This is a genomic window from Pseudoalteromonas sp. CO348, assembly GCF_004208845.1.
Classification (GTDB): Bacteria; Pseudomonadota; Gammaproteobacteria; order Enterobacterales; family Alteromonadaceae; genus Pseudoalteromonas; species Pseudoalteromonas maricaloris.
Genome location: NZ_SGPI01000021.1, coordinates 39,595 through 51,755, shown reverse-complemented (window position 1 = coordinate 51,755; position 12,161 = coordinate 39,595). Strand labels below are relative to the sequence as shown.

Genomic DNA, 12,161 nt, shown 5'->3' with positions numbered 1-12,161 from the left:
AAAGAAAGGGAGATGAGGGAGGCGATGCCTCCCTTTTGGTTAGCCTAGCATGTTATATAGTAATGCAGAAACCGCCAGCAAGCCGACGAATAGTACAAAGTAAGTGCCAATGTGGCTTTTGTATTTTTGTAGTGCCGGTACTTTAAACACGGCAATGGTTGGCATGATAAACAAGATCATCGCAATGATCGGGCCTGAGATAGCTCCCATCATGTCCAAAATACTTGGGTTTAATACGGCGCAAACCCAAATAGCAATAAACATAAATACCACGCCTAGCTTATCAGCAAGCTTGTAGCTCATGCTCGTTTGCTTGGTTGCAAGGCCGTTAAAGCTTTCACGTGCACCAAGGAAGTGACCTAGGAAAGACGAAGTAATCGCGATAAATGCCACAAGAGGGCCAAGCATTTCAATAAATGGATTGTTATACACGTTAGCTAAATAGGATAAAACAGACACGTTCGCCGATTTTGCTTCTTCCATTTGTTCTGGTGTTAAAGAGAATACGCAGGAGAATACGAATAGCAAAACAAACACTATCAACATAATGGAGGTCGTACGAAGGATCGCTTCTGATTTTTGAACTGCCTCACTTTTGTAGTGACGACGCTGTACGTTAGCAAAGCTAGAAATGGCGGCTGCATGGCTAAATGAAAATACTACGATAGGAACGGATAGCCAAAGCAATTCGGTTAAGCTCGCAATATCAGGCGTGCTTACCACTGGCATTTGCCAGTTAGGCACTAAATAGAGTGACAAAAACAGTAATACCCCAACCAGTGGGTAAACCAAAATAGCAAAAGCACGCAGTAGCAGCTTTTCGCCGCCTAACATGATGGCAATCATGCCAGCAACGAGCAAACCAGAGAGCAAAATACGAGATGGTGACTCAAAGCCAAGTTGATTGACGATAAAGCTGTCGACGGTATTGGTTAGGCCAACACCATAAATAAGCAAAATAGGAAAAATAGAGAAAAAGTAAAGTAAGGAAATTAAACGGCCAGCACCTGCGCCGAAGTGCTCTTCTACTACATCCGTAAAATCGGCATCTTTTTGCTTTGATGAAAGGACGAACCGTGCCAATCCTCGGTGTGCTAGAAAGGTCATAGGGAAGGCAAGCACGGTCATGATTAGTAGTGGCCAAAAACCACCAATACCAATGTTAATTGGCAAGAATAAAATACCTGCGCCGACCGCAGTGCCAAATAAACTTAACACCCAATGGGTGTCGTGTTGGGTCCAGCGCCCATCGCTGATGGTATTCATCTCCATCGTCGCTTCAGAGGAATTACTCATATACTTGTTGTCCTGGATTTAGAATTATAATCGAGCGCATCATATAAAAAATGACGAAGTGTTGCATGTATAAACCGTCTACTCCGAGGAGTTATGCGGTGAACTACGTTTGTTTGACTAAAACTTGCTCAAGATGTGGTGGGTTCCTAACCGGTTTTTGTAAATCTAAGTCTGCAAATGTTCTTAATTGTTACCACTGACAATGAATTGCTAGCCGACTTATAAATAAATTTTTATTCTAGTTTGCAAAGAGAATTAAAATAACCAAGTGGAAAAGTATGTTCAAGCTAAACTCTCTATTGCTCGCTTCAACTTTGTTAGGAAGCTTTGCTGCTAATGCAACGATTGTCGAATTTCAAACTTCTCATGGTAGCTTTCAGGTCAATCTATTTGATGAAAGCACGCCTAAAACCGTGGAAAACTTTTTGAAATACGTAGATAACGGGCGTTATTCTGATACGGTTATTCACCGCGTTATTCCAGATTTTGTTGTGCAAGGTGGCGGCTTCAAATATGAAGGAGACGTGCCCCTTGACGCCATCGCTACTTACGATGCTGTAAAAAATGAACCTGAGTGGTCTAACGTAAAAGGCACCATTGCAATGGCAAAGGTAGCAAATAGACCTGACAGTGCGACAAGCCAATGGTTCTTTAACTTGGTAGACAACAGTAAGAATTTGGACGTTGATAACGGTGGCTTCACAGTTTTTGGTCAAGTGACTGGTAATGGCATGGAAATATTAGCAGCGATAGCAAAAATTCCTCGTTGCGGTAATGTGCCATTAGTTAACTTCACTGATGAACAGTGTAAAGATAGCAATAGTGAGCCGGGGGCAGCTAACTTTGTGACCATAAACGCAATTACTGTGCTGGATGATGACCCCAAATCAGCTCAAGGCTTAAGTCCAAAAGCAAATACCTTGATTGATCAAGTGCCTGATAAGCCTTCAACTGACTCTGATTCATCTGGCGGTTCAATGTTTGCCGGCCTTATGTTGTTGGCTGGTATTGTCGGATTTAGACGTAGATTTCATAGGTAACCAAGTCACTTTGGTTACAGATGCTAACGATAGCATCACAGTCCCTAGTTAACCTGATCTCAGGTTAATAACTTGGAAGCGCACTTCGGTGCGCTTATTTCTTTGTTATTAAGTTATTGTTTTCGTTATTCGTCTTCGCCAAACAGTGCAATTGCTTTTGTCGTCAAACTATACTGATCACGGCCATCCGCTTGGATAAGCCCTTCATTGAGGTGAGTAGTCACAACATCTTCAAGTAGTTGTTGATCTGCGTGTGGGAGTGAAAAAGTGTGGTGATTGATATCGCACGATTCTGGAAAGCTTGCTTTCAGCTTAGACAGCAACATTATTGAATACATATTCTGTAAACGTTCCATAGCCGACCCTTTTATTATTCCAATTTTTGCGAGAACAATCCTAACAGCAAAATTGCAGGTTTGTCTATTTTTTGTGCTGGTGAGTGAGGGGGGAATGATCTGCTGTTTTTAAGAAAATAAAAAGGGCCAATCATTGGCCCTTAACAGTCTAATCCTATACGGCTTCAGCGGCTTTCTTCGCGAGGTACTCGTCGTACGTACCATGGAAGTCGGTGATCTTACCGTCTTTAATTTCCCAAATGCGCGTTGCAAGTGATGAGACAAACTGACGGTCGTGCGATACGAAGAATAACGTGCCTTCGTATTGTTCAAGTGCCAAGTTGAGAGACTCAATTGATTCCATATCCATGTGGTTCGTTGGTTCGTCCATTAGTAGGATATTTGGCTTATGCATCATGATTTTACCAAATAGCATACGGCCTTGTTCACCACCTGAGATCACCTTAACTGACTTTTTGATGTCGTTTTGAGAGAACAGCATACGGCCAAGGAAGCCGCGTACGACTTGCTCATCATCGCCTGGCTGTTGCCACTGTTCCATCCATTGGAAAAGATCCAGATTTTTTTCAAATTCGTCAGCATGGTCTTGCGCATAGTAACCAATATTGGCGTTTTCTGACCATTTATACTCACCTGATTGTGGCGCTTTACGGCCTGCTAAGGTGTTGAGTAGTGTCGTTTTACCGGCACCATTTTCACCGATGATGGCAACTTTCTCGCCAACTTCAACAAGGCCATTTAGGTCAGAGAATAGGGTGTCGTCATAACCTTGTGATAGCGAGATAAGCTCAAGTGCGTTACGGAATAGCGGCTTTTCCTGCTCAAAGCGAATAAATGGATTTTGACGACTTGATGCTTTAACTTCTTCCAGTTGGATCTTGTCAATTTGCTTAGCACGAGATGTCGCTTGCTTCGCTTTTGAGGCGTTTGCAGAGAAGCGCGAAACGAACTGCTGTAGCTCAGCGATTTGCGCCTTTTTCTTAGCATTGTCTGACAACAGGCGCTCGCGAGCTTGCGTCGCAGCAAACATGTATTCATCGTAATTACCTGAGTAAATACGCAGATCGCCATAGTCGATATCCGCCATGTGTGTACACACTGAGTTTAAGAAGTGACGGTCGTGCGAGATGATGATCATAGTACAATCACGCTGATTCAATACGTCTTCCAACCACTTGATAGTATAGATATCCAAGTTGTTGGTTGGTTCGTCTAGGAGCATGATATCTGGCTCTGCAAATAATACCTGTGCAAGTAGTACACGCAGTTTCCAGCCCGGAGCAACTTCTGACATCAAGCCATAATGTTGCTCGGTTGGAATACCCACACCGAGGAGTAATTCACCCGCTTTTGCTTCTGCGGAATAGCCATCCATTTCAGCAAATTGCGTTTCAAGGTCGGCAACACGCATGCCGTCTTCTTCGCTCATTTCTGGTAATGAGTAAATGCGATCGCGCTCTTGCTTGATTTCCCACAGCTCTTTATGACCCATGATCACTGTGTCTACAACCGTATATTGCTCGTAGGCAAATTGATCCTGATTTAGCTTAGCGATGCGCTCGTTTGGATCGTAGTTTACGTTACCTGCACTTGGCTCTAGCTCTTTGCTTAGGATTTTCATAAAGGTGGATTTACCGCAGCCGTTAGCGCCTATTAGGCCATAGCGGTTGCCGTCACCAAACTTAACGGAAATATTCTCAAACAGTGGTTTTGCACCAAACTGCATAGTGATGTTGTTACACGAAAGCATAAATTTGACTCATTACTGACAATTGCGGCGATCCTATCATTTATGGGTGACAAATGATGTAAAAAGTTTGGCTAACTCACACATTACTTTTGCGGCTGATATAGCAAAGACCTAGGCGTTGAAAACTTATCGCCATAAGACGTTTTATTTACGATTTTATTAAATTTTATTTACCAATTGAGTGGTTAAATGTTAGCCTGTTTTAATGCGAAAGGATGATATAAAAAACTAACTCTGGTGAACAAGGATGAAAATAGTTGAAGAAAAACATAATTGGTTGATTGACCAACAAATCGATGAGCTGGAAGTCTTACCACCCCATACCACAACCGCTCATTTACCGTCAGAAATTAGAACGCAACTAAAGCCTCATGCCAGTGATTGGATAGTATTGCAACAAAGACATAATTGGCGCCATGTTAAGCGTGACGAATTTACTCGTGTTTTTATAAAGACCAAAAAGGGCTTACAAAGTGTAAGGTCTGGCAGTGCTGCCGGTTCTAGAGAGCAGCTAATCATCGTTAAACGCAAGTCTTATTTCAAAGCAGAGATTAGAAACAATGCCTTTACAAGCAGTGGTGGGGTTGATCCTAATCAGCCCATTGGCGCAAGCCAATTAGACCCGTTAACACCGGTTGAACAGGTATTGGCCTCGATTAACGTCGATAAATCACCTGAGGTGGCTGAAAAGCGCATATTGGTGTCGCTGGAAGGGGAGTTGGCGGTGAGTTTTGTGATCCAAGGTGCTAATACTCCCACATTGTCCAGAGCCTCTGAAGGGGCAACACAAACGCCTCTGATATTCGGCAAGTTGAGTGAAGATGGTCGCTATAGTCTAAAAGCAAAAATTTTGGGTGTGCCGGAGCAGGTGCTTTTTAACAATGTGCCATATGCTGACTTGCTTGATATAGAAAAAGTAAAAGCACTTAAGATTGGTGCTGATGGCGGAGTGCAGCTGATTAAACACAGAGTGTCAGATGAGGGTAATGTACACCTATATTTTATTAGCGAGCCACCGAGTATTGGAATTTTCTTTGATGGTACAGGCAACAACAAGTACAACGATATTTTGGACCCATTTGATGATAAAGAGCCGACGAATATAGCTAAGCTCCATGAGTTGTATGAATCTGATGGAAAGCTGTTTTTTAAAAGATATATTGAGGGAGTTGGGACCAAAGCCGGCGAAGAGGATACTACGCTGGACTTAGCGGTTGCCTATTCATTTGATGAAAGATTAGTTAAAGCCGTTGAAGTACTTGTTTCTAACTTAAGGAATGCAAGTATCGCATTAACTAATACGATACTTGTAGATTGTTTTGGCTTTAGTCGTGGCGCAGCGGCAGCAAGAGCGTTTGTTAATCTGGTCAATGAAATGAGAGAAAAGCAAGATACTAAATTAGCGAATAAAGAGGTGGTATTTCGTTTTGTTGGTATTTTCGATACCGTTGCGTCTATCGGAGGGGATGGAGATAATGATCATAGTGAACTGTATGCTAGAGATGAGTTAGAGGAGGCGGCTAGACTCGATCTCAATCAGGCCAGCGCAGGGGCTGTATATCACTTAACCGCTTGGGATGAGCGGCGTGATAAATTCCCACTAAACTCATTGAAAAATAAAGGTGGAAGTTTGTTTGCTAACCATAAAGAAGATTATCTGCCAGGCGTTCATTCTGATATTGGGGGCGGGTATGCCCCTATCAGTATTGATATTGAGTATCCTTTAAAGCGCATTCGTGGTATTCCCGGAAATCCAGAGCATGAAGCAAAAGTACAACAGGCAAAATTGGCAATTGAACATAAATATCAGTGGCCTGGCATTAATGTGGATATGGTCTATCGCTTCAAAAGACTTAGATATGGCGCAAGTCGCTCGGGAAGAGACAAGGATTTTTACACCACATACCGGCCCGTTTGGAGACGTAAAATAGATAATACCCTTGCCCATTATGGACTGCACCAAATGTATAACGAGGCGGTTCAACATGGCGTTCCGCTGAGAGCTATGGTGCGTCTTCAAAGTATCTACCCTTTTGAACTTAGCAATGAGGTCGCAACTTTGGTACCTAAAGCTCTTAAAGCTGGGCCAACAAGCCAAGCTTGGCAGAAGTTATACGAGCATTATATTCATATTAGTTCTCGGTTTACGGGAACTACGGATAAACTGGCTCACGGTGAGGAAACGAAAGCAAAGTACGTGACTGAAAATGGACAAAGGGAAATGTTTTACAATAATGCAAAAGCGCTACCGCAGGTGCGAGTGTGGAAAGCGTATAAAAATGGAAATAAATCAATTTGGAGAAAAGGATGATTAATAGGCTCTATACCGTTTTACTGGCAGTAATGTTACTTTGCAGTTGCTCTTCACATACCGAGCTAGAAAAATTACATATAGGTATTTCTTCGTACGAAAAAAGCGATTTGATGGTGAAATTGATATTTGACGAACAATTTTCTCCCCCTGCTGGTGCGGTAGGCGGTGGTTGGGGAAATGCCGTAGGAAGTGGGACATTTTGGGGAGCCGAAATCCCATATAAAGTAAAAGCGCAGTGGTGGGATTATAAGCAGGGAAAACACTATCGTGCAGCGTTAACTGTACAGCGTGACAAGGCGTACAAAATCGCGGGTAATTTACCTAGCATTACCCATTACACAGGCGAAACAGAAACCGATGTTGAGCCCTATATTATCTTCGGTTTTGGTGAAAAGGGTGAAGTAAAAATGTGGATTTCTAATGCACCATTTGATGGCGTCGAAGGACGCATTTTAGAAGAAATCGGATCGGCGCAAGCGACTTGGGAACCCTTTGAATTAACCGATGAGATGTTTAATTAGCTGAAGCAAATTCCCGCTGTTTAAGCATATGACAGTAAGGTAGGAGAGCACGGCAACGAACAGTTTTATAGGCGTTTCGCTTGTGAGAGGGAAGTTTTATCACTCTTCGTCCGCCCTGTATGTTAAGCAAAGTGGTCGCATCAACTTAAATTGTCGTTCTATTTCCTGTACTAGTTCGCTCGCGTGGCTTGTGCATGAAAGCGGTTCGCCGACGATGACATCGCAATTAAATGGTACAAATAGGGCTTCTCCTTTGGGTAAGGAGCGGCCAAGTCCATGCATCATAACGGGGTAAACGAGCACCGACTTAGAATCACTAATGAGATGAAAAATGCCTTTCTTTAACTGCGCCATTTTTTCAGGTGCGCCACGAGAACCTTCAGGAAAAAAAATTAAGATTTCATGCTTTTTTAACGCTTCATGGCATTGTTCAAATAGCTGTGCTTTGCGTGTCACTTGCTTTCGATTTAAGGGAATGATGCCAATGACATGGAGTGCAAACCAAGCGATAATTCTATTGGCGAGAAAATAATCGGCAGCGGCTACGGGTCGAACTTTATGTATCATCCTTAACGGAAACAAACTCATTAACACCATGGTATCCAAATGGCTGTTGTGGTTTGGCGCGAGGATCGCAGGCCCATGCGTTGGTAACTTATTGCGATTAACAACGTTGAGCCCAAGCGCGATTAACACGACCGGTTTTATTATCAATCCAAAGAAAAGTATTTTTACAATATGTGCAAACATAGTCTAATAATGCAAATAGTATAGGTAATGGAAGAATAGTGGTGAAGTGTAAAGTAGGCTGTCCATCCTATCTAAAATACCACCATGACCGGGGATCATGACCCCTGTATCTTTAATTTGTAAATCGCGCTTCACACTTGAAATAACTAAATCACCAAAAAAGCCAGTAACGGCTATAAGGATCCCAGCGCCTGCGCCTTGCAAAGTCGATAGTGGGGTAAGTGCTGGTGCTACAAAACAAGATAATGTGGCAGTAGTAAATACGCCACCAATAAAACCTTGCCATGTTTTGTTGGGGCTTACTTTTGGGATGATTTTATGTTTGCCGAGTAGCTTTCCCCAAACGTATTGGCAAACGTCGTTAAATTGAGTCGTAAACAGTAAATACAATACCAGACCAATGGCACCCGCCTCACTGTTTTTGACCGGCAAAACTAACAAGTAGCCAAGGTGACTAATAGAGAAAACACACAACATGACGGCCCAGTTAAGGATCCCAGCTGACTTTATGAATCCTTTTGTATCACCGATGAGCACCATTCTAATAGGGATAAATAGAAAGATATAAACAGGAATAAAGATAATAAACATGCCATACCACTGAGTTGCAACCCAATAATATTGCAGTGGGATACTCAAATATAGCCAAAAAATAGCGCGTCTATCGGTTTGCCGTCCTGGCACAATGGACAAAAACTCTTTTAATGCGAGAAAACTTAAAAAGCCAATAAAGGCAAGTGCGAAATGTGTGTTGGAGGCTAGTACGACAAAAAAAGCGCCAATTATCCACCACCAAGATTGGATCCTGAGTTTTAATTCTTGATGATCCGTATCTCGTTGTATTCGGCTAATAACTAAATAAGCAAGCGTTGCGGTGATTAAAATGAGTCCCACCAACGCCATGGCATACAAAGAATGATCAGGGACATTAAACATCGTGTTTGTCCTCAAGATATTGGTAGGCAAGGATAGCTCGTTTACATACCGTGATGAATGAACCGACGCTAATGATAAGTAGTGACGTGTATAACACAGCCCCTTGTTGCCAGAATAGAGGCTCTATCGCTGTAAAAATACATGCAAATGTAAGTAAAGCCATTCGATGTTGTTTTGCCATAGGTCCACAAAAATTGGCAGGTGCTCCTGTACTCGTTGCCAAGGTTCTGACGTAAGCGGTCATAATCGCAAGTATTGCCGCACACCAAGCAATATCGACTGCGTAACTAAACTGTGGGAGTGCATAGCCCACAGCAACAATGACAAAAGCATCGGCAAACCTGTCTGGCATATCGTTAAAAAGTTCACCAGATGCGGTACTTTTCCCACCTTCCATAGCGACCATGCCATCGAACAAATTACACAATAAGCGAAATTGAATACATGTGGCAGCAAGCAGAGGCAAAAGCCAAATGAGTGGTCCAGAAGACAGTGGTAACAACACAAGACAGATTGCTGAGCAGGTTGCAAATAGCACGCTGAGTAATGAAATAGTGTTAGGAGTGACATTTTTATTGCTAAGCCATTTGGCAACGCGCTGAGCATATGTGCTTGAGCGTACCTTGAGTGGACGCCGACTTGATTTGTCTTCCATGATTTCCTTTTCCTTAGAATACGTATTCTTCAACTCTTTTGAAGAATGGATGATCTTTGCCTTTGTTTCGAGCCAGTATAAATGATCTATGGCAGGCCAACAAGATACCCTGAGAGGGGGGTTACCTTTAGCACTTGAGACGATGTAAAGTGGAGAGTCTGAGGAAGAATATTTACATCGGTTTATCGAATTCCACCGAAATAAATTGCTATTTGGCGCTATCTTGGGTCACATTACTGACCGCAATTAAAATAATATAACATTTAGGATTGGAATATGCGTATTAAAGCTATCTCCGCGGCCATGGTGTTGGCCTTTTCTCAGTATGTTGCTGCCGATGAAGGCATGTGGCAACCACATCAGCTACCTGAACTTGAATCTATTTTAAAGTCTAAAGGGCTAGAGATAGATGCTAAGTCAATTTCAAAACTCACTGAGTTCCCGATGAATGCGGTGATTAGCTTAGGTGGTTGTACGGCGTCATTTGTCTCTCCTAAAGGTCTGGTGGTGACAAACCATCACTGTGCATACGGCTCTATTCAATACAATTCAACAACAGATAACAATATTCTTGAGAATGGCTTTTTAGCAAAACAGCCAAGTGAAGACTTGCCGGCGGCACCGGGCTCACGCGTTTATGTGACTAAAGAAGTGTCGAACGTAACGGATAAAGTTAATGCTGGGACGGACTCACTGACCGGTAAAGCACGTTTTGATGCCATTGACAGTAAGCGCAAGCAACTTGTTGCTGAGTGTGAGCAAGATGAAAGCTATCGCTGTAACGTTTACACCTTTCATGGTGGATTGGAATATTACCTCATTAAATCGCTAGAGATAAAAGACGTTCGTTTGGCATATACACCTGCGATGGGCGTGGGCAAATATGGTGGCGATATAGATAACTGGATGTGGCCTCGTCACACTGGCGACTTTGCTTTTTACCGTGCATATGTGGGTAAAGATGGTAAGCCAGCTGAGTTTTCTAAGGATAACGTACCTTATAACCCAGAGTCGTTTTTGAGTGTGAGTGCAAAAGGCGTGCAAGAGGGCGACTTTGTGATGGTAACGGGTTATCCGGGTCGTACCAACCGTTATCGTATTGCTTCTGAAGTAGATTATGTGTTTAACACGGTTTACCCCATGGTACGTAAACATAACTCTAAGTATGTGGCACTGATTGAAGAAAATGCACCAGAAGGTTCTCAAGCTCGTATCGCTTATGAAAGCACCATTGCAGGTTACAACAATTACATCAAAAACTTTGGCTCTATGATTGAGAGCTTCAAAAAAGGCAGTATGTACAGCCGCAAGCAGCAATTTGAGCGCGATCTGAGTGCATGGATTAATGCCGATGCAGACCGTAAAGCAAAGTATGGCGCTGTGCTAAATGAATTGAGCGAGTTGGTTGCTCAATCTCAAGCCCATTATGAGCGTGATATGATGGTTGGCTATATCCACCGTTCGCAAATGATGTCTACTGCGCGTCAACTTTATCGCTTGGCGGTTGAAAAACAAAAGCCTGATGCTGAGCGTGAGAGTGGTTATCAAGAACGCGATATGCCAAAAATCAAAGCGGGGCTTCAGCGTATGACGCGCCGCTATGATGAAACAGTTGATAAAGCGATTATGCTTTACTTCATGGAGCTTTATGCAGCCTTGCCAAAAGAAGCGCGTTTAGCTGAAGTCGATAAGCAGCTTCAACTTGAAAGCGGCTTCAATAAAGCAAAGCACCAAGCGCTGCTAGATGAGATGTATGCTAACTCTAAGCTTGCTGATGAAAAAGCCCGTCTTTGGATGTTAGATTTAGAGCTTGAGCAGTTAAATCAGAGCTCTGATCCATTTATTCAATATGCAAAAGCGATTTTTGCAGTGATGAAGCAAATCGAAGATGAAGAAAAAGAATTGGCTGGTAAGCAGCAATCTGCTCGTCCTGCTTTGATGGAAGCCATTATTGCTTACAACAAGTCGCAAAATAAGCCAGTTTACGCAGATGCTAACAGCACACTCCGTGTCACTTACGGTACGGTAGGTGGTTATTCACCGCAAGATGGCTTAGTGGCAACGCCATTTACCTCGCTTGAAGGGTTACTGGCTAAAAATACCGATGTTGAACCATTTAACGCGCCGAAAAAGCAACAGCAGTTGATCCGCGAAAAAGTATATGGTCAATATACAGGGGGCATGAATACCGTACCGGTGAATTTCCTTTCTAACGTGGATACCACAGGTGGTAACTCGGGCTCGCCAACCTTAAATGGGAAAGCGGAGTTAGTAGGTTTACTATTTGACGGTGTATATGAAAGCATTATTGGTGACTGGGATTACGATAAAAACCTAAACCGCTCAATCCATGTTGATTCGCGTTACATGTTATGGGTAATGGACAAGGTTGATAATGCGCAAAACCTGCTAGATGAAATGAAGATAGTAAAGTAGGTCGACCTTTAGGTCGACAATCCCCCCAACGTTTAAAGGGTAGCCCTTGGGTTTATAGGGTACCCTCTAGGTTTAAACGTTAGTCGGCCTAAAGGCCGACCTATGGG

Annotated in this window: 10 protein-coding genes; 4 read left to right on the top strand and 6 right to left on the bottom strand. The window is 42.9% G+C overall.

Going from position 1 to position 12,161, the window contains the following annotated elements:
• Positions 1 to 39: 39 nt before the first annotated feature.
• Complete coding sequence (locus tag EXT48_RS10500; protein ID WP_130164430.1) at positions 40 to 1,296, bottom strand: aromatic amino acid transport family protein; 1,257 nt, start codon at positions 1,294 to 1,296, stop codon at positions 40 to 42.
• A gap of 278 nt (positions 1,297 to 1,574) precedes the next feature.
• Here EXT48_RS10500 and EXT48_RS10495 point away from each other — a divergent pair, with 278 nt between their 5' ends.
• A complete protein-coding gene (locus tag EXT48_RS10495) occupies positions 1,575 to 2,336 on the top strand; it encodes a peptidylprolyl isomerase (RefSeq protein ID WP_130164429.1) in 762 nt (253 codons plus the stop codon).
• 125 nt (positions 2,337 to 2,461) lie between these two features.
• Here the strand turns inward: EXT48_RS10495 and EXT48_RS10490 are convergent, their stop codons facing one another.
• Both EXT48_RS10490 and EXT48_RS10485 read right to left on the bottom strand, forming a co-directional pair.
• A complete protein-coding gene (locus tag EXT48_RS10490) occupies positions 2,462 to 2,692 on the bottom strand; it encodes a hypothetical protein (protein WP_130164428.1) in 231 nt (76 codons plus the stop codon).
• 154 nt (positions 2,693 to 2,846) lie between these two features.
• Positions 2,847 to 4,442, bottom strand: coding sequence for an ABC-F family ATPase (locus EXT48_RS10485; protein ID WP_045989109.1), 1,596 nt, complete (start codon positions 4,440 to 4,442; stop codon positions 2,847 to 2,849).
• A 247-nt stretch (positions 4,443 to 4,689) separates the two neighbouring features.
• Here EXT48_RS10485 and EXT48_RS10480 point away from each other — a divergent pair, with 247 nt between their 5' ends.
• The gene (locus EXT48_RS10480; RefSeq protein ID WP_130164427.1) at positions 4,690 to 6,753 is read left to right on the top strand and encodes a DUF2235 domain-containing protein; all 2,064 of its coding nucleotides are present in this window, start codon (positions 4,690 to 4,692) and stop codon (positions 6,751 to 6,753) included.
• Positions 6,750 to 7,277, top strand: coding sequence for a DUF2931 family protein (locus EXT48_RS10475; protein ID WP_130164426.1), 528 nt, complete (start codon positions 6,750 to 6,752; stop codon positions 7,275 to 7,277). The genes EXT48_RS10480 and EXT48_RS10475 overlap by 4 nt, the downstream gene beginning before the upstream one ends.
• 99 nt (positions 7,278 to 7,376) lie before the next feature.
• Here EXT48_RS10475 and EXT48_RS10470 read toward each other — a convergent pair whose 3' ends face one another.
• The 3 genes from EXT48_RS10470 to EXT48_RS10460 are packed head-to-tail and all read right to left on the bottom strand — an operon-like array spanning position 7,377 to position 9,618.
• Positions 7,377 to 8,027 (bottom strand): lysophospholipid acyltransferase family protein, encoded by a 651-nt coding sequence (locus tag EXT48_RS10470; RefSeq protein ID WP_130164425.1) that lies wholly within the window; start codon positions 8,025 to 8,027, stop codon positions 7,377 to 7,379.
• Positions 8,028 to 8,030: 3 nt separating this feature from the next.
• Positions 8,031 to 8,963 (bottom strand): phosphatidate cytidylyltransferase, encoded by a 933-nt coding sequence (locus EXT48_RS10465; RefSeq protein ID WP_130164424.1) that lies wholly within the window; start codon positions 8,961 to 8,963, stop codon positions 8,031 to 8,033.
• Positions 8,956 to 9,618: a CDP-alcohol phosphatidyltransferase family protein gene (locus EXT48_RS10460; protein ID WP_130164423.1), complete on the bottom strand. Its 663-nt coding sequence runs from the start codon at positions 9,616 to 9,618 to the stop codon at positions 8,956 to 8,958. Before EXT48_RS10460 ends, EXT48_RS10465 begins: the two co-directional genes overlap by 8 nt.
• A 276-nt stretch (positions 9,619 to 9,894) precedes the next feature.
• Here EXT48_RS10460 and EXT48_RS10455 point away from each other — a divergent pair, with 276 nt between their 5' ends.
• On the top strand, positions 9,895 to 12,054 hold the full coding sequence (locus tag EXT48_RS10455; protein WP_130164422.1) for a S46 family peptidase: 2,160 nt from the start codon (positions 9,895 to 9,897) through the stop codon (positions 12,052 to 12,054).
• Positions 12,055 to 12,161 lie beyond the last annotated feature (107 nt).